This window comes from Enterobacter quasihormaechei (assembly GCF_004331385.1).
In the GTDB taxonomy this organism is placed as follows: Bacteria; Pseudomonadota; Gammaproteobacteria; order Enterobacterales; family Enterobacteriaceae; genus Enterobacter; species Enterobacter quasihormaechei.
Genome location: NZ_SJON01000004.1, coordinates 266,600 through 284,053, shown reverse-complemented (window position 1 = coordinate 284,053; position 17,454 = coordinate 266,600). Strand labels below are relative to the sequence as shown.

Annotated in this window: 15 protein-coding genes; 6 read left to right on the top strand and 9 right to left on the bottom strand. The window is 54.1% G+C overall.

All coding sequences use genetic code 11. From position 1 onward, the window contains the following. Window positions 1–3 precede the first annotated feature (3 nt). The 4 genes from E0L16_RS08175 to E0L16_RS08160 all read right to left on the bottom strand — a co-directional run bounded on the left by E0L16_RS08175 (window position 4) and on the right by E0L16_RS08160 (window position 3,561). On the bottom strand, window positions 4–1,251 hold the full coding sequence (locus E0L16_RS08175; protein WP_131636688.1) for a polysaccharide deacetylase family protein: 1,248 nt from the start codon (window positions 1,249–1,251) through the stop codon (window positions 4–6). Between the two features lie 63 nt (window positions 1,252–1,314). Continuing rightward, entirely contained in the window at window positions 1,315–1,755 is a 441-nt protein-coding gene (locus E0L16_RS08170) for a PTS sugar transporter subunit IIA (protein ID WP_063867474.1), read from the bottom strand. A gap of 112 nt (window positions 1,756–1,867) precedes the next feature. Next, the gene (locus E0L16_RS08165; RefSeq protein ID WP_006810078.1) at window positions 1,868–2,638 is read right to left on the bottom strand and encodes an ABC transporter permease; all 771 of its coding nucleotides are present in this window, start codon (window positions 2,636–2,638) and stop codon (window positions 1,868–1,870) included. Then, window positions 2,635–3,561, bottom strand: coding sequence for an ABC transporter ATP-binding protein (locus E0L16_RS08160; protein ID WP_003856300.1), 927 nt, complete (start codon window positions 3,559–3,561; stop codon window positions 2,635–2,637). The genes E0L16_RS08165 and E0L16_RS08160 overlap by 4 nt, the downstream gene beginning before the upstream one ends. A 107-nt stretch (window positions 3,562–3,668) precedes the next feature. On the opposite strand from E0L16_RS08160, the gene can reads away from it, so the two are divergent. Continuing rightward, a complete protein-coding gene (gene can / locus E0L16_RS08155; RefSeq protein WP_003856301.1) occupies window positions 3,669–4,331 on the top strand; it encodes a carbonate dehydratase in 663 nt (220 codons plus the stop codon). A 90-nt stretch (window positions 4,332–4,421) separates the two neighbouring features. Here can and hpt read toward each other — a convergent pair whose 3' ends face one another. After that, complete coding sequence (gene hpt, locus E0L16_RS08150; protein WP_063450628.1) at window positions 4,422–4,958, bottom strand: hypoxanthine phosphoribosyltransferase; 537 nt, start codon at window positions 4,956–4,958, stop codon at window positions 4,422–4,424. 205 nt (window positions 4,959–5,163) lie between these two features. Here hpt and E0L16_RS08145 point away from each other — a divergent pair, with 205 nt between their 5' ends. Next, window positions 5,164–7,554, top strand: coding sequence for a glucose/quinate/shikimate family membrane-bound PQQ-dependent dehydrogenase (locus E0L16_RS08145; RefSeq protein ID WP_063450629.1), 2,391 nt, complete (start codon window positions 5,164–5,166; stop codon window positions 7,552–7,554). A gap of 86 nt (window positions 7,555–7,640) precedes the next feature. On the opposite strand, the gene cueO is transcribed toward E0L16_RS08145, so the two are convergent. Continuing rightward, window positions 7,641–9,200 carry a multicopper oxidase CueO gene (gene cueO, locus E0L16_RS08140; RefSeq protein ID WP_131636687.1) on the bottom strand — a complete coding sequence of 520 codons (1,560 nt, stop codon included), beginning with the start codon at window positions 9,198–9,200 and terminating at the stop codon, window positions 7,641–7,643. Window positions 9,201–9,345: 145 nt separating this feature from the next. Here cueO and E0L16_RS08135 point away from each other — a divergent pair, with 145 nt between their 5' ends. The 3 genes from E0L16_RS08135 (at window position 9,346) to speD (ending at window position 11,459) form a co-directional block, all read left to right on the top strand. Continuing rightward, window positions 9,346–9,693, top strand: a complete 348-nt coding sequence (locus E0L16_RS08135) for a YacC family pilotin-like protein (RefSeq protein WP_003856306.1) — start codon at window positions 9,346–9,348, stop codon at window positions 9,691–9,693. A 101-nt stretch (window positions 9,694–9,794) separates the two neighbouring features. After that, window positions 9,795–10,664 carry a polyamine aminopropyltransferase gene (speE, locus tag E0L16_RS08130; RefSeq protein WP_131636686.1) on the top strand — a complete coding sequence of 290 codons (870 nt, stop codon included), beginning with the start codon at window positions 9,795–9,797 and terminating at the stop codon, window positions 10,662–10,664. Further along, window positions 10,665–11,459 (top strand): adenosylmethionine decarboxylase, encoded by a 795-nt coding sequence (gene speD / locus E0L16_RS08125; protein ID WP_063450632.1) that lies wholly within the window; start codon window positions 10,665–10,667, stop codon window positions 11,457–11,459. A gap of 31 nt (window positions 11,460–11,490) precedes the next feature. On the opposite strand, the gene yacL is transcribed toward speD, so the two are convergent. Together yacL and E0L16_RS08115 are read right to left on the bottom strand one after the other, a co-directional pair. Further along, window positions 11,491–11,853 carry a protein YacL gene (yacL, locus tag E0L16_RS08120; protein ID WP_022647069.1) on the bottom strand — a complete coding sequence of 121 codons (363 nt, stop codon included), beginning with the start codon at window positions 11,851–11,853 and terminating at the stop codon, window positions 11,491–11,493. A gap of 170 nt (window positions 11,854–12,023) precedes the next feature. Further along, the gene (locus E0L16_RS08115; RefSeq protein WP_131636685.1) at window positions 12,024–13,112 is read right to left on the bottom strand and encodes a DUF4431 domain-containing protein; all 1,089 of its coding nucleotides are present in this window, start codon (window positions 13,110–13,112) and stop codon (window positions 12,024–12,026) included. A 16-nt stretch (window positions 13,113–13,128) separates the two neighbouring features. Between E0L16_RS08115 and E0L16_RS08110 the strand changes: the two genes are divergently transcribed. Then, entirely contained in the window at window positions 13,129–14,121 is a 993-nt protein-coding gene (locus E0L16_RS08110) for a DUF4424 family protein (RefSeq protein ID WP_242672217.1), read from the top strand. A 54-nt stretch (window positions 14,122–14,175) separates the two neighbouring features. Here the strand turns inward: E0L16_RS08110 and acnB are convergent, their stop codons facing one another. Continuing rightward, window positions 14,176–16,773 (bottom strand): bifunctional aconitate hydratase 2/2-methylisocitrate dehydratase, encoded by a 2,598-nt coding sequence (gene acnB, locus E0L16_RS08105; protein WP_063450633.1) that lies wholly within the window; start codon window positions 16,771–16,773, stop codon window positions 14,176–14,178. Between the last annotated feature and the right edge of the window lie 681 nt (window positions 16,774–17,454).

Below are 17,454 nucleotides of genomic sequence, written 5' to 3'. Positions count from 1 at the left end.
TACCTACCCCTGCGGCTGATTACTGATCAGCCGCGACATCGTCTCCAGCGAATCCGTTCTTAAGATATACAGGCGTTTCAGTAAGAACGGATTATCCCCCGGCTTCACCTTCCCCTTCATCGTCGTCACGGCCAGATGGAAACCGGCATCATTCGCCGCCTTTATCGCTTTTTTATCATAGCCGCCAAACGGATACGACAGATACAGCACGCGCGGATTGAACTGCGCCAGCGCACGCCGCGAGCGTTCAAAATCAAACAGGATCACATGATAGCTGCGGCTCAGTAAGATGGGGTGTTTATACCCATCCACGCGATGCAGAAAATGGGTGTGAGACTGGATGTCGAACACGTCCTGGATGCTCTTAATTTCCTGAACGCTCATAAACTGTAGCGATTTTGGGTCCCACTTTTGCGGATGGCCCTTGATACGGGATGAAATAATAAACGCCGTGGCGTTGAAGCCATATTTTTTCAGCACCGGATACGCGTAGCGGCTCACCGATTTGAGGCCGTCGTCAAAGGTGATCACCACCGCTTTCGCGGGGAGGTTCATTTTGTTACGCACGTACCCTTCCAGCTGGTACATCGTCAGCGTGGTATAGCCTTGATCGCGTAGCCAGGCCATCTGGTTATTAAACGCGCGTACGCTGGTCGTCGTGGAGGTGTGGCGAAAACGGGTGTTCTCTTCATCACGCAGAATATGGTGGTAGGTCAGAACCGGCAGCCCGTTATCATCCTGCGCGTCCAGGCTGCTGATCCACGCCAGACGATTGCCGATACGGATCTGGAACCAGGTCTGGTTCAGACGGTCTTTCAGCTTATTCAGGATCGGATAGCGAAGATTGGCGCTTAAGGTGCCAAACGGCGCGCTTCCGCTGCTGGGGGCATTGTAGACAGGCGTGTCTTTCCAGGTGATGAGGTTTTGATTACTGAGCGGCTTATTGAGGTCGCCCAGGCTATCCTCAACGCGTTGTTTACCCTGCACTTTCTCAAGGTGGTCTTTATCAATAAAGCCCGTGCCAAATCCAAAACGAAATTCGTAGTAATCAGCTGCCGCCGGAAAAACGGCGAGGATCTGCCCGGCGCGGACGTTACCCACGTTCACCACGGCGTTACCCACCTGCGCCCATATGGCCGCATCTTCAGTGGTTTGCATATATTGAGCAGGCAGGCTTTGCTGGCTGGTCAGGCTGGCAGACGCACCACCGGAAACCAGCAGCAGAAGGATAAAGATAACGCGCATGAGCATGGGATATAAATCGACACGGAAAATCAGCCGCCATTGTAGCAAAAGCGTCATCAATACCAATGTTTAATGCTTATACAGATCGTGAAGCAGAACGAAAGGCGGGTTTTTCTGCTGCTGGTGCCATAGGCTACTCACGCCCGGCAAGCCCTGCGCCACAATGGCGTGGCGAAACTCAGCGCTGCTCAACGTTGCGCGTAGCGGGTACATGACTTCGAGTAACGGCAGGCTGATACCGGAGATCACTTCACAATTATCGTGCTTGTGGCTCATTAATGCCGCTGAACGATAAGGCGCCGCGCCCGATCTGTCGGTGAGAAAAATCACCCCATCACCGGTGTCGGTTTCATGCAGCGCGTCGCACATCATTCGGCTGAGCATGTTGGTGCTTAGCCCTCGCCAGTAGTTTACCGCGCGGCATTGCGCCAGGGGACCAAATCGGGCCTCCAGCTTCAGCAGCATTTCCTGCGCCACTTCATCGTGGCAGGTGATCACCCATCCCAGCATAACGTCTCTCCTTAGCAGGCGAGTAGTTTACCGGAGTGAAGGTTAGTTTACGGTGATAACTGTCAAAGAAAGTGCCCGGCAGACGGTACGTTGCCGGGCAGAAGGCAGAGGTTTAGCTGCGCAGGCCGCGACCACGCTGGATCAGATACCAGCACAGCAGGTAGAACGCCACGATAAACACCGCCAGCACGACGACGGTGGTGAACAGCGGCACGTCGGTAATGCCGAGGAAACCGAAGCGGAAACCGCTGATCATATAGACAATCGGGTTCAGGTGCGAGAGCGCCTGCCAGAACGGCGGCAGCAGCGTCAGGGAGTAGAACACCCCGCCGAGGTAGGTCAGCGGCGTCAGCACAAAGGTCGGGATCAGGCTGATGTCGTCAAACGTTTTAGCGAACACCGCATTCAGCAAGCCGGCCAGCGAGAACAGGATTGCCGTCAGCAGCAGCGTCAGCGCCACGAACAGCCAGGAGTGAACCTGGAACGGCACGAAGAACAGCGAAATGGCCGTTACCAGGATCCCCACGCACAGCCCGCGCGCCACGCCGCCGCCCACGTAACCGGCGATGATGACGTGCGTTGGCACCGGCGCCACCAGCAGCTCTTCAATGTTGCGCTGGAACTTGGCGCTGAAGAACGACGACGCCACGTTCGCATAAGCGTTGGTGATCACCGCCATCATGATCAGGCCCGGCACGATGAACTGCATATAGGTGAAACCGTGCATCTCACCGATGCGGGAACCAATCAGGTTACCGAAAATGATGAAGTAGAGCGTCATGGTGATAACCGGCGGCACCAGGGTTTGCACCCAGATACGCATAAAGCGGTTGATCTCTTTCGCCCAGATGCTTTTCAGCGCGACCCAGTAAAGATGCGTCATGCCTTGTCTCCTTGTTTATCGTGCACCAGAGAGACAAACAGCTCTTCCAGTCGGTTCGCTTTGTTACGCATACTTAATACCTGAATGCCCTGCGCGCTCAGCTGTGAAAACACGCTGTTGATCCCCTGCTCGCGCAGCACTTCCACTTCCAGCGTCGAGGTATCGACCAGACGGTAATTATACCCCTCCAGCTTCGGCAGCGCGCTTTTCGCCGCCAGATCGAGGATAAAGGTCTCTGATTTCAGTTTGGAGAGCAGATTCTTCATTGAGGTGTTTTCCACCAGCTCGCCGTGCTGGATAATGCCGATATTGCGGCACAGCATTTCCGCCTCTTCCAGATAGTGCGTGGTCAGAATGATGGTGGTGCCTTTATCGTTCAGATCCTTCAGGAAGCCCCACATTGATCGACGCAGTTCAATATCCACCCCGGCGGTCGGCTCATCGAGAATAAGCAGCTTTGGCTCATGCATCAGCGCGCGGGCAATCATCAGGCGGCGCTTCATCCCCCCGGACAACATCCGCGCGCGTTCGTTACGCTTTTCCCACAGATCGAGCTGTTTCAGGTACTTTTCGCTACGCTCCAGCGCCTCTTTACGCTCGACGCCGTAGTAGCCCGCCTGGTTAACCACAATCTGCTGCACCGTTTCAAACGGGTTGAAGTTAAACTCCTGCGGCACCAGCCCCAGCTGACGCTTGGCGTTGACCACGTCTTTTTGCAGATCGTAGCCAAACACGCTGACGCGACCGGAAGTTTTGTTGACCAGCGAGCTGATGATCCCGATGGTGGTGGATTTCCCCGCCCCGTTCGGCCCCAGAAGCGCGTAGAAATCTCCCGCTTCGACTTTAAGATCTATCCCGCGCAGCGCCTGAACGCCTCCCGGGTAGGTTTTTTTGAGCTGTTCCAGCTCCAGTGCAATCGCCATGAATTCAACTTACCTTAAGTTCTGACACACGTTGTGTGGTTTCATTAAAAGTCGGGTTACCCTATAGTAGCGCAACGCAATCACTTGGTTACAGGTCGCTAACCTCCATGAACGACATAGATACACTCATCAGCAACAATGCACTATGGTCAAAAATGCTGGTGGAGGAAGACCCCGGATTTTTTGGAAAACTAGCACAAGCGCAGAACCCGCGCTTTCTCTGGATTGGATGTTCCGACAGCCGCGTCCCCGCCGAACGTCTGACCGGTCTTGAGCCTGGCGAACTGTTTGTTCACCGCAACGTTGCTAATCTGGTTATTCATACCGATCTCAACTGCCTTTCGGTTGTTCAGTATGCCGTTGATGTTCTGGAGGTCGAGCACATTATTATCTGCGGCCACTACGGCTGCGGCGGCGTGCAGGCGGCGGTCGAAAATACAGAGCTGGGGTTAATCGATAACTGGCTGCTGCACATTCGTGATATCTGGTTCAAACATAGCTCACTGCTGGGCGAAATGCCGCAGGAACGCCGTCTCGACACCCTGTGCGAGCTGAACGTGATGGAGCAGGTGTACAACCTGGGCCACTCTACCATTATGCAGTCGGCGTGGAAACGCGGGCAGAAGGTCTCTATCCACGGCTGGGCGTACGGTATTCACGACGGCCTGCTGCGCAATCTGGAAGTGACCGCCACCAACCGTGAAACGCTGGAGCAGCGTTACCGCTCGGGGATTGCCAACCTCAAGCTTAAGCACGTTAACCACAAATAAACAAAGCCGGGTGGCGGCTGCGCCTTACCCGGCCTACACGAGCCTTTCGTAGGCCCGGTAAGCGGAGCGCCACCGGGCAACACGCCACGATTACTCGTCCAGCATCACGACCTTGCCAACATACGGCAGATGACGATAACGCTGGGCGTAATCAATGCCGTAACCCACGACGAATTCATCCGGGATGGAGAAGCCAACGAACTCCACCGGCACCTGCACTTCACGGCGCTCAGGCTTGTCCAGCAGGGTACAAATCGCCAGCGATTTAGGTCCGCGCAGGCTCAGGATCTCCCGCACTTTAGAGAGCGTGTTGCCGGAGTCGATGATGTCCTCAACGATCAACACATCTTTGCCACGAATATCTTCATCCAGATCTTTCAGGATTTTCACATCACGGGTTGTGGACATGCCGCTACCGTAGCTGGAAGCGGTCATAAAATCGACCTCGTGCGGTACCTGCACTTCACGGCACAGGTCTGCCATGAACATGAAAGAACCGCGCAGCAGACCAACCAGCACCATTTCGCTGCCGCTGTCCTTGTAATGCTCGGTGATTTGACGACCCAGTTCGGCGATACGCGCTTTGATCTCGGCTTCCGGGATCATCACTTCAACAGTATGTTTCATATTACTAACCAAATGATTTTAATGAAAATCTCTCAATGCGGATGAATCTTGCTCCGGCATCGATACGCAAGCCAGCCATTATATCAGTAAATGGATAAGCCTGGCGTATGAGTTATAAAAGCAATATTTGTGATTCCGATCACAGTTGTTAATACCTATAATTAATTGCTAGCAAATAATTAACAAAACTGACGAGTACTTTTCTATGGCTGAAACAAAAACTAAGCAGCCGCGTCTACTGGTAACATTAACAGCCGCGTTTGCCGCATTCTGCGCGCTGTATTTGTTGATCGGTGGCGTCTGGCTGGTCGCTATTGGCGGCTCCTGGTACTACCCGATTGCGGGTCTGGTTATGGTGGGCGTAACCGTCCTGCTGTTGCGGAGAAAACGTTCTGCTCTGTGGCTGTATGCCGCCCTGCTCCTTGCCACCATGATCTGGGGCGTGTGGGAAGTCGGGTTCGACTTCTGGGCGCTGACGCCGCGCAGCGACATTCTGGTCTTCTTCGGTATCTGGCTGATCCTGCCGTTTGTCTGGCGTCGCCTGATCGTTCCGTCCAGCGGTGCCGTAGCCGGCCTGCTCGTTGCCCTGCTGATTAGCGGCGGTATCCTGACCTGGGCCGGTTTCAACGACCCGCAGGAGATCCACGGTACGCTGAACACAGAATCCACGCCAGCCGCGGCTATTTCGCAGGTGGCTGACGGCGACTGGCCCGCCTATGGCCGTAATCAGGAAGGTCAACGCTACTCCCCGCTGAAGCAGATCAACGCGGACAACGTGAAAAACCTGAAGGAAGCCTGGGTATTCCGCACCGGCGACCTGAAAATGCCGAACGATCCGGGTGAGCTGACCAACGAAGTGACCCCGATTAAAGTGGGCAACATGCTCTACCTGTGTACGGCGCACCAGCGTCTGTTCGCGCTCGACGCGGCCACCGGTAAAGAGAAATGGCACTTCGATCCACAGCTGAACTCCAACCCGTCGTTCCAGCACATCACCTGCCGCGGCGTCTCTTACCACGAAGCGCGCGCGGATAATGCCAGCCCGGAAGTCATTGCCGACTGTCCTCGCCGCATTATGCTGCCGGTTAACGATGGCCGCCTGTTTGCCATTAACGCTGAGACCGGCAAGCTGTGCGAAACCTTCGCCAACAAAGGTATCCTGAATCTTCAGACCAACATGCCGGACACCACGCCGGGTCTGTATGAGCCAACCTCCCCGCCAATCATCACCGATAAAACCATCGTGATTGCCGGTTCGGTAACGGATAACTTCTCTACCCGTGAAACCTCCGGCGTTATCCGTGGTTTCGACGTGAACACCGGTAAACTGCTGTGGGCCTTCGACCCGGGCGCGAAAGATCCAAACGCAATCCCGTCTGACGAGCACACCTTTACCTTTAACTCGCCTAACTCCTGGGCACCGGCCGCGTATGACGCGAAGCTGGATCTGGTTTACCTGCCAATGGGTGTGACCACGCCGGATATCTGGGGCGGTAACCGCACGCCGGAGCAGGAACGTTACGCCAGCTCTATCGTGGCGCTGAACGCAACGACCGGTAAACTGGCGTGGAGCTATCAGACCGTTCACCACGATCTGTGGGATATGGATATGCCATCCCAGCCGACGCTGGCGGACATTACCGTTAACGGCAAAACCGTGCCGGTCATTTACGCTCCGGCGAAAACCGGCAACATTTTCGTGCTGGATCGCAGCAACGGTAAGCTGGTTGTGCCTGCGCCGGAAAAACCGGTTCCACAGGGCGCTGCCAAAGGCGACTACGTCACCAAAACGCAGCCGTTCTCTGACCTGAGCTTCCGTCCGGAGAAAAACCTCAGCGGTGCAGACATGTGGGGTGCCACCATGTTTGACCAGCTGGTATGCCGCGTGATGTTCCATCAGCTGCGCTACGAAGGGATTTTCACCCCACCGTCAGAGCAGGGTACGCTGGTCTTCCCGGGTAACCTGGGGATGTTCGAATGGGGCGGGATCTCCGTTGACCCGAACCGTCAGGTCGCTATCGCTAACCCAATGGCGCTGCCGTTCGTGTCCCGTCTGATCCCACGCGGTCCGGGTAACCCAATGGAGCAGCCGAAGGATGCGAAAGGCAGCGGTACCGAAGCCGGTATCCAGCCGCAGTATGGCGTTCCTTACGGCGTGACTCTGAATCCGTTCCTCTCTCCGTTCGGTCTGCCGTGTAAACAGCCTGCCTGGGGTTATATCTCCGGCCTGGATCTGAAGACCAACAAGATTGTCTGGAAGAAACGTATTGGTACGCCGCAGGACAGCATGCCGTTCCCGATGCCGGTTCCGGTGCCGTTTAATATGGGTATGCCAATGCTGGGTGGTCCAATTTCCACCGCCGGTAACGTGCTGTTCATCGCGGCAACCGCAGATAACTACCTGCGCGCGTACAACATGACCAACGGTGAAAAACTGTGGCAGGGCCGTCTGCCGGCCGGTGGCCAGGCAACGCCGATGACCTATGAAGTGAATGGCAAGCAGTACGTTGTCATCTCTGCGGGTGGTCACGGTTCGTTTGGTACGAAGATGGGCGACTATATTGTCGCGTATGCACTGCCTGACGACGCTAAGTAATGAAAAAGCCCGGTGGCGCTAACGCATACCGGGCTTTCGGGTGTCCTATGTAGGCCGGGTAAGGCGAAGCCGCCACCCGGCTTTTTTTATACGGTAAAGCCCAGCATCATCCCCGTATCTTCATGCTCCAGCAGGTGACAGTGCGCCATATAAGCAAACTCTTTCGGCGCCTCGTGGTCGAACTTCACCAGCACCTCGCTGACGCCGCCTTCCACCCTCACCGTATCTTTCCAGCCCGCGCGATGCGCGTCCGGCGCTTTACCGTTCTCGGAGAGGATGCGGAACTGCGTGCCGTGGATATGGAACGGGTGCAGCATCATGTCGCCTTCGCCTGAAATGACCCAGCGCTCAAACTGCCCTTTCGTGGCGGCGAACATCGGTGTGTTCATATCGAACGCCTGGCCGTTGATACGGTTGGCGTTGTGGAAATCGAAGCCATGTCCGCCGTGATCCATGCCGCCCATCTTGCCGTGGTCCATATTCATGTGGCCCATCATCTGGCCGTGGTGCATTCCCGCCATGGCCTGATTGCCATACTTCTTCATCAGCGCCTGCATGCCCATCATGTCGAGCATCGGGTCCATAGAGAGCTGAAGCTTACGCTGCGTCAGCCCATCCAGCGACGGGAGCGCAGGCAGCGTGGTCAGGGTGTCCGGCAGCGTGCCGGAGGCGGTGATCTGTAGTGGCTGAATGCTCAGCACCGGGTGTGGTTTATCAAACGGCGCGACGGCCATCCCCATCTGGCTGACCGGCAGGGTCACGAGATCAAACGCTTTGCCATCGCTGATATCCACCAGCACCTCGAAGCGTTCGCCCATCAGCATCGGCAGCTCGCTCACTTTTACCGGTTCCGGCAGCAGGCCGCCGTCGCTTGCCACCACGTAAAGCGGGCGCTTATCGCTGGTGGCGAAGTTCAGCGAGCGGGCGTTACAGCCGTTAAGCAGGCGTAAGCGCAGCCAGCCTTTCGGGGCGGCATGCTGTGGGTAGATTGCCCCGTTGGTCAGCAACGTATCGCCAAACCAGCCTACCGCCGCGCTCATCACATCCAGTTGATAGTCAATTTGCCCGTCAGCGCTGAATTTTTTGTCCTGCACAATCACCGGCACATCGTCGATACCCCACTGTTTTGGCAGGCGCAGGAGACGGCTTTCGTCATCCTCAATCAACACCAGTCCGGCCAGCCCCATCGCCACCTGATGGCCCGTTTTGCCATGCTGATGCGGGTGGAACCAGCAGGTTGCCGCCCGCTGGTCAGGGGTAAAGGTTACGCTGCGTTTACCCCCAGGCTTGATAACGCCCTGGGGACCACCATCCACTTCGCCCGGGACTTCCAGCCCGTGCCAGTGCACCGTGGTCTCTTCAGAAAGCGAGTTATGAATGTCTACCGTCACCGCTTTCCCTTTTCGTAGCTGCAACGCCGGGCCGAGCAGATTGCCGTTATAACCCCACGTCGTCGCGGCGTGTTGCCCGAACGTGGTTTTGCCTGCCTGCACCACAAGCTGGATGCGGCTACGGGCATCTGCGCTGAGTAACTCAGGGATCGGTAAAGCAGGTCTGTCGGCGGCAAAAACAGCGCGGCTCCAGAGCGGTAACGCGCTGGCAACCCCCAGCGCGGCAGAATATTTTAAAAAATCACGACGTTGCATGTGCATTTCCTTATTTCCAGGCGGCGATCTTTTGAGCATAAACCCTCCCCTTACCGGAAGGTCAAGCACGGCGGCAATAATAAAGATCGTCGGCCTGGCATCAAGTATGCTAACGTTAATTTTCCGTGATGCAGTGGTAAAGGCAATGAAGACGTTTTTCAGAACAATTTTGTTCGCCAGCCTGATGGCGATGTGTGCGAACAGTTACGCGCTTAGTGAAAACGAAGCGGAAGATATGGCCGATCTGACGGCAGTTTTTGTTTTTCTGAAAAACGATTGTGGTTACCAGAATTTACCCAATGGGCAAATTCGTCGCGCACTGGTCTTTTTTGCCCAGCAGAACCAATGGGACCTCAGCAACTACGACAGCTTCGACATGAAGGCGCTCGGTGAAGACAGCTACCGTGATTTAAGCGGTATTGGTATTCCCACTGCTAAAAAATGCAAAGCGCTGGCACGCGATTCACTCAGCCTGCTCGCCTACGTGAAGTAACCTTCCCGACGCCCCTTGTTGACCCGCTAACCGCCTCACGGCGGTTTTGTGTTGCGCCCATCTGCCGGATGTAATGGATGTTAACGAAGGAGGTGCTCCCCATGACCGATAAAACGGTATGGCAAGAAACGCTGCATGACCAGTTTGGTCAATATTTTGCCGTGGATAACGTGCTCTATCATGAGAAAACCGATCATCAGGATCTGATAATCTTCGAGAACGCTGCCTTTGGCCGCGTCATGGCGCTGGATGGCGTGGTGCAGACCACCGAGCGCGACGAGTTTATCTATCACGAAATGATGACCCACGTCCCGCTGCTGGCCCACGGCCACGCGAAGCACGTGCTGATCATTGGGGGCGGTGACGGCGCCATGCTGCGTGAAGTCTCTCGCCACCAGAATGTCGAAACCATCACCATGGTGGAAATCGACGCCGGGGTGGTGTCGTTTTGCCGCCAGTATCTGCCAAACCACAATGCCGGCAGCTATGACGATCCGCGCTTTCAGCTGGTTATCGACGATGGCGTCAATTTTGTTAACCAGACCACGCAAACGTTTGATGTCATTATCTCTGACTGTACCGACCCTATCGGCCCCGGCGCGTCGCTGTTTACCTCTTCGTTTTACGAAGGCTGCAAGCGCTGCCTGAAACCTGGCGGGATTTTTGTGGCGCAAAACGGCGTCTGCTTCCTGCAACAGGATGAAGCGCTGGATAGCCACCGTAAGCTGAGCACCTATTTTAGCGATGTCAGCTTCTATCAGGCGGCGATCCCGACCTACTACGGCGGGATTATGACCTTTGCCTGGGCGACGGATAACGACGTCCTGCGCCATCTCTCCACCGAAATCATTCAGGCCCGCTTCCACCAGACCGGACTCACGTGCCGATACTACAATCCGGCGATCCACACCGCAGCCTTTGCGTTGCCTCAATACCTGCAAGACGCGCTGTCCTCAAAGGAGGTGAACTAATTGAAAAAGCTTAAACTGCATGGCTTTAACAATCTGACCAAAAGCCTGAGTTTTTGTATTTACGATATCTGCTACGCCAAAACGGCAGAAGAGCGCGATGGTTATATCGCCTATATCGATGAACTCTACAACGCCAACCGTCTGACCGAGATCCTGTCAGAGACCTGCTCGATTATCGGCGCGAACATCCTGAACATTGCGCGCCAGGATTATGAGCCTCAGGGCGCGAGCGTCACCATCCTGGTCAGTGAAGAGCCGGTTGACCCGCAGCTGATCGACAAAACCGAACATCCCGGCCCGCTGCCCGAAGTGGTGGTGGCGCACCTCGATAAAAGCCATATCTGCGTTCACACCTACCCGGAAAGCCACCCTGAAGGCGGACTGTGTACGTTCCGCGCGGATATTGAAGTGTCGACCTGCGGGGTGATTTCACCGCTGAATGCGTTGAATTACTTAATCCACCAGCTGGAATCAGACATCGTCACCATTGATTATCGCGTGCGCGGTTTTACCCGTGATATCAATGGCATGAAGCACTTCATCGATCATGAGATCAACTCCATTCAGAACTTCATGTCCGACGATATGAAGTCGCTGTACGACATGATGGATGTGAACGTCTATCAGGAAAATATCTTCCATACCAAGATGATGCTTAAGGAGTTCGACCTTAAGCACTATATGTTCCACACCAGGCCGGAAGATTTGAGTGAAGAAGAGCGTAAGGTCATTACCGACCTGCTCTGGAAAGAGATGCGCGAGATCTACTACGGCCGCAATATTCCGACCGTGTAAACGTGACCCGAAGCAGGGATGCTTCGGGGAGTTACTTCTGTTTCATAAAGTCGCGGTAGGCATTCACCACTTTCAGGAAGTCTTCCACACCGCACAGCGACAGGCTCTCTTCGTCGTAGTAGCTCATCCCCTCTTCCATCTCATCCCCCGAAAACTCCAGCTGGTTGGCGCGCACCATCACCTCTTCGCCATCCATCCACAGGGTGTACTCATGCCCGGCACGTTGCCAGGAGCGTTCACTGCCTTTCACCGTTTCCGCCGCCTGTTCGACTTCATCCAGCAGCGCGAGGTTCTCTTTCACCTCTTCGTTAAACCAGTGCCCAACGGCTTCGTGCCCCATCGACATTCGCACTTTCACCACGCCGGTGATGTCGCGCAAAAATTCGTAATCCATAGCGTTTTCCTCTGCCCCGGCAACGCGCCAACAACGCATTGCGCCATGCTGTAATTATCGCAGCTAGGCACAAGAAAAAAAGTACTGAGAGCAGCAAGAGTGGAAAAAAGTACCGTCATCTCTCTTGGACCAAGTTTCTCACAACGAGTACGAAAAACGATGGTGTGGATTTATTTTTCAGCCTTTAATAAAAAGATATTATTTAACAGTAGTGCAGTGTGATGATGCGTACTCAATGCCAACAAGATATCGCCGCCAACATGAACGTTTTGACCGAGTAGATCATTCATTAACTTTCTCTCATCTTTTGTAAGCAGAAGCTGCATTCGTGAATTCCACCCTGACAGATGCGTATCCGCATCCCGTACACAAACAAACGGCTCATCAGGTATTATCACCCAGTATGCATCAGCAGCATTGCCGGCTTCCTGCAATCTCCCGGAAACCCTGACGGTATCCCCCTCCAGTGCGCAACGCTGCTGTACGCGTTGCGCCATTTTTTCCAGCATTGCGGCAGAAAGATAGCCATTATTTTGAGGCCATGAAACAGCGGACTGCTGTGTCAGGACATTCTTTCTTGGCATTGTATGCCATTCACCATTCTTTTCCGCCCGTAAAATAACCTCTATATTTTCCTTATTTTCACTATAAACACTTTGCCGATCTCCGATGGCATGCCCAAAAAACCATGCATATTTTTCGCTGGCACATAATTCCTTAACGACCCATGTCACTTCAGTTCGTGTACCGTTTAGTTCAACCCTATTGCTGTCACCTCTGTAACTGGCGCGCAGAGCATTAAGTATATTCATGCGCAACGGATCACCTTTATGCACTGGCTGGCAAAGGTCTTTTCGGCCCTCTTGCTCAACTCTCTTCATAAGTGACTCAGATTGTAAAATCACTTCAGGTGCATAAAAACAATGCGCTCTTTCCGGTGTGTCTACTTCGCTGTCAAGTCTGGTAGCGCTAATCCAACCATTATCGGTACTTAACATAATTCGATCGTAGAGATGATATTTATTATTCCCTGTCTGTATATAATTATCTTTCTTATCTTTAATGAGCGCACAAAAATAGGCGATATTTCCGCCAGCGTTTACACGCTTAATATGAAAAACCGCATTTTTTAGATTTTCTTCACGTCGCAAATCCTCAGCAATATTCTGACGAACAAAATCCCTCTTTTTAAGGGAAACCATATCCTCAGCAAATGAATGACAGCAGATAATAATCAATAATAATGAAAGGTAGCGCATTATCTCGTCCCTAGAAATGTGGCATCTTTCTCGTTATGATAAGAGTATTTTCCTAGATTTGGAATTATTTTATATGAGAGAATTAACCGGAGCATTATTACTCATCACCAGCATGAGCGTTTATGCCAATGACACTTCTATAGGTGACATTAATAGCACCATTGAATTTCTTAAACAAAATGATATCAGCATGGAGAAAGAACGACTGCTGATTAGCCCGGAACGCATCAACGTTGATTATCTGTTTGTTAACCACGCACCTCAGGATGTGACGCTTCCAGTTGCTTTTCCTATGCCGCCGGAGCAATACTATGAATCAGACCGTAACCCCGGATTAATGAATTTCAAACTAAGCGTTAATGGTAAGCCAGTCACCCCTCAAGAGAAGTGGGTAGCCCTGCTTATCAACGAGAAAGAGAAAAGCTGGGATGATATTACCGATAAGCTTCTGAAAACAGGTTGGACGGTCGAACAATTACGAAATGTGATAAAAAACAATGCCATTTTTCAGCAGCCCGACAATCTACCAGCCCTACCCGAGGCATGGGTGAAAAATGGTGGAGATTTGCTCGCCGTTCAGCAATTTTTTATCTGGCAACAGACTTTCCCTGCTGGTAAAGAGGTAATGATCAATCATACCTACACCCCCAGTCTGACCAGCGGTGTGCCGCGCGAGGTAGCAGATATTACGGATAAAAATTGCCTGACTGATGAGAATAAACAACAACTCTCCCAGTTGCGCAGTAACGTTAAGCGTAACCATCAGGAGGAGGTCTTTCCTGGATTTAACTGGGCTCAGTTGGACTATATTCTGACCACAGGAGCTAACTGGAAGGAAGGCGTCATTGGCGATTTTACACTGCGTATTCATAAGCGCGCAGCGGATGAAGTAGCCGTTGTTTGCTTCAATCATTCATTAAAGTTGATCGAGCCACTGTCACTGGAATTTAAACAGAAAAACTTTAAACCAGAACAGGACCTGAGAATTATTTATTTATCATCTTGGTAGATTAATAAGCCTGGCGAATTCGCACCGCCAGGCTTTAATGAACGTTAAAACGCTTTATACCGCCGTCTGGAAAATCACCCCGTCAGCCTTCTCGGTGTACTGAGAGAGCTGGTCGAAGTTCAGATAGCGATAGGTATCCACCGCCGTCTTATCCACCTGCGCCACAAAGGTCTGGTACTCTTCCGGCGTTGGCAGTTTGCCAATCAGCGCCGCAACCGCCGCCAGCTCCGCAGAGGCCAGGTATACGTTCGCACCGGTACCTAAACGGTTCGGGAAGTTACGGGTAGAGGTGGAAACTACCGTCGCACCGTCGGCCACGCGCGCCTGGTTGCCCATGCACAGTGAACAGCCAGGGATTTCGATACGCGCCCCGCTCTTACCGAACACGCTGTAGTAACCTTCTTCCGTCAGCTGTGCCGCGTCCATACGGGTTGGCGGCGCCACCCACAGGCGGGTCGGCAGTTGGCCCTTGTGGGTATCCAGCAGCTTACCGGCGGCGCGGAAGTGGCCGATGTTGGTCATGCAGGAGCCGATGAACACTTCGTCGATCTTATCGCCCTGCACGTCAGAGAGCAGACGCGCATCATCAGGATCGTTTGGCGCGCACAGGATCGGCTCTTTGATATCCGCCAGATCGATGTCGATCACCGCCGCGTACTCTGCGTCAGCGTCGGCTTCCAGCAGTTGCGGATCCGCCAGCCATTTCTCCATGCCCTGAATACGACGCTCCAGCGTACGACGGTCGCCGTAGCCTTCTGCAATCATCCACTTCAGCAGCACGATGTTGGAGGTCAGATACTCGATAATCGGCTCTTTGTTCAGCTTGATGGTACAGCCTGCCGCAGAACGCTCGGCGGAGGCGTCGGTCAGCTCGAACGCCTGCTCCACTTTCAGATCCGGCAGCCCTTCAATTTCCAGAATGCGGCCAGAGAAGATGTTTTTCTTCCCTTTCTTCTCAACGGTCAGCAGCCCCTGTTTGATGGCATACAGCGGGATCGCGTGAACCAGGTCGCGCAGCGTGATGCCCGGCTGCATTTTGCCCTTGAAGCGCACCAGGACGGATTCAGGCATGTCGAGTGGCATTACGCCGGTCGCGGCGGCAAACGCCACCAGGCCGGAGCCCGCCGGGAAGGAGATCCCGATTGGGAAACGGGTATGGGAGTCACCGCCGGTGCCCACGGTATCCGGCAGCAGCATGCGGTTCAGCCAGGAGTGGATGACGCCGTCGCCCGGACGCAGGGAGACACCGCCGCGGTTCATGATGAAGTCCGGCAGCGTGTGGTGCGTGGTCACGTCAACCGGCTTAGGATACGCCGCCGTGTGGCAGAAGGACTGCATCACCAGGTCAGAAGAGAAGCCCAGGCACGCCAGGTCTTTCAGTTCATCACGGGTCATTGGGCCAGTGGTGTCCTGAGACCCCACGGAGGTCATCTTCGGCTCGCAGTAGGCGCCAGGACGGATACCGGCAACGCCGCAGGCGCGACCCACCATTTTCTGTGCCAGCGAGAAGCCGCGGTTGCTTTCCGCCACGTCTTTCGCCTGACGGAATACGTCACTGTGCGGCAGACCCAGCGCTTCACGCGCTTTAGTGGTCAGGCCACGACCGATGATCAGCGGGATACGGCCACCCGCACGCACTTCGTCGATCAGCACGTCGGTTTTCAGCTCGAAGCTTGCCAGCAGTTCGTTGGTTTCGTGGTTGCGCACTTCGCCCTTGAACGGATAAACGTCAATCACGTCGCCCATGTTCAGGTTAGAAACATCCACTTCGATCGGCAGCGCGCCCGCATCTTCCATAGTGTTGAAGAAGATCGGTGCAATTTTGCCGCCGAGGCACAGGCCGCCGCCGCGCTTGTTCGGCACGTGCGGAATATCGTCGCCCATGAACCACAGCACGGAGTTGGTCGCAGATTTACGGGAAGAACCGGTACCCACAACGTCACCGACGTAGGCCAGCGGGAAACCTTTTTGTTGCAGCGCTTCGATCTGTTTGATCGGGCCCACTACGCCCGGCTGATCCGGCTCGATCCCTTCACGGGCGTTTTTCAGCATCGCCAGAGCGTGCAGCGGGATATCAGGACGAGACCACGCGTCCGGTGCCGGAGACAGGTCATCGGTGTTGGTTTCACCGGTCACCTTAAAGACGGTCACGGTAATTTTTTCAGCCAGCGCAGGGCGGTTCAGGAACCATTCGGCATCGGCCCAGGACTGCATGACCTGCTTCGCGTAAACGTTGCCCGCTTTGGCTTTTTCTTCCACATCGTAGAAGTTATCGAACATCAGCAGCGTTGAAGAGAGCGCTTTGGCGGCAATCGGTGCCAGCGTGTCGTTATCCAGCGCATCAATCAGCGGATGAATGTTGTAGCCGCCCTGCATGGTGCCGAGCAGTTCAATCGCTTTTTCAGGAGTAACCAGTGGGGAGGTGGCTTCGCCTTTGGCAACGGCGGCAAGGAATCCGGCTTTTACGTAGGCAGCTTCATCTACGCCAGGCGGTACACGGTTGATCAACAGATCTAACAGGAATTCTTCTTCGCCCTTAGGCGGGTTCTTCAGCAGCTCGACGAGCGCGGCCATTTGGGTTGCATCTAAAGGTTTGGGTACAATTCCCTCGGCGGCACGTTCTGCTACGTGCTTACGGTATTCTTCTAGCACGACGGTTCTCCTCGCTCTCATTGTCATATGCGGCGGGCGTTCTCTTCACGCTCCTGTGAGACAGCAGTTTGTAGGGTAAATGCCCGATACCGCGTCGGGCAGCATAGCAGGATTTCTGCACAGTGTTAATCTGTTTACAAAAAAGCAACATTAAATTATTTGCTGAATCGTTAAGCATGGTGTAGCGGGGAGACGCGTCGAATTTTAGACACAAAAAAACCGCCTGATAGCGGTTAATTTGTTGCCTTGCGGTGGTAGCACACCGGGCTGGCAGTTTTGCGGCAATGCACTCGCCATAAATAATGCTCCTGAGTATGCAGATCTGCAAGCACATGTTCTGTGTTTACGAGCCTCCATCCAGTTCCGCATGAAAAAGAATGAAACTTCATTTCGCCTCTTTTAAGTCCATATCGGCTGTAATACCGTTGCGCTCGGCCTGCTTCGCTGGTGTAGCAACCAGTCACCGGGTCCGGGAGCAGTTCCGTAACCTACGCGGCAATGTACTCATTTGCCTGGTTCTGCCTTTCCCGGTGGAGAATGAACCCGCGTAGCCTGTACAGGAACGTACGCAATGGAGATGCGAATCACTGCGCTGATCGTTGTGATTGGTTTACTGCTTACCGCACTGCACGGTGGCTGGAACATATCCGACATCACGGTGCTGTTTGTCGTCAACCTCGG

What these genes read in the sequence shown, in the direction of transcription:
- E0L16_RS08175 (WP_131636688.1), bottom strand. Translation starts at nt 1,251, where the DNA reads ATGCTCATGCGCGTTATCTTTATCCTTCTGCTGCTGGTTTCCGGTGGT.
- E0L16_RS08170 (WP_063867474.1), bottom strand. Translation starts at nt 1,755, where the DNA reads ATGCTGGGATGGGTGATCACCTGCCACGATGAAGTGGCGCAGGAAATG.
- E0L16_RS08165 (WP_006810078.1), bottom strand. Translation starts at nt 2,638, where the DNA reads ATGACGCATCTTTACTGGGTCGCGCTGAAAAGCATCTGGGCGAAAGAG.
- E0L16_RS08160 (WP_003856300.1), bottom strand. Translation starts at nt 3,561, where the DNA reads ATGGCGATTGCACTGGAGCTGGAACAGCTCAAAAAAACCTACCCGGGA.
- can (WP_003856301.1), top strand. Translation starts at nt 3,669, where the DNA reads ATGAACGACATAGATACACTCATCAGCAACAATGCACTATGGTCAAAA.
- hpt (WP_063450628.1), bottom strand. Translation starts at nt 4,958, where the DNA reads ATGAAACATACTGTTGAAGTGATGATCCCGGAAGCCGAGATCAAAGCG.
- E0L16_RS08145 (WP_063450629.1), top strand. Translation starts at nt 5,164, where the DNA reads ATGGCTGAAACAAAAACTAAGCAGCCGCGTCTACTGGTAACATTAACA.
- cueO (WP_131636687.1), bottom strand. Translation starts at nt 9,200, where the DNA reads ATGCAACGTCGTGATTTTTTAAAATATTCTGCCGCGCTGGGGGTTGCC.
- E0L16_RS08135 (WP_003856306.1), top strand. Translation starts at nt 9,346, where the DNA reads ATGAAGACGTTTTTCAGAACAATTTTGTTCGCCAGCCTGATGGCGATG.
- speE (WP_131636686.1), top strand. Translation starts at nt 9,795, where the DNA reads ATGACCGATAAAACGGTATGGCAAGAAACGCTGCATGACCAGTTTGGT.
- yacL (WP_022647069.1), bottom strand. Translation starts at nt 11,853, where the DNA reads ATGGATTACGAATTTTTGCGCGACATCACCGGCGTGGTGAAAGTGCGA.
- E0L16_RS08115 (WP_131636685.1), bottom strand. Translation starts at nt 13,112, where the DNA reads ATGCGCTACCTTTCATTATTATTGATTATTATCTGCTGTCATTCATTT.
- E0L16_RS08110 (WP_242672217.1), top strand. Translation starts at nt 13,129, where the DNA reads ATGTGGCATCTTTCTCGTTATGATAAGAGTATTTTCCTAGATTTGGAA.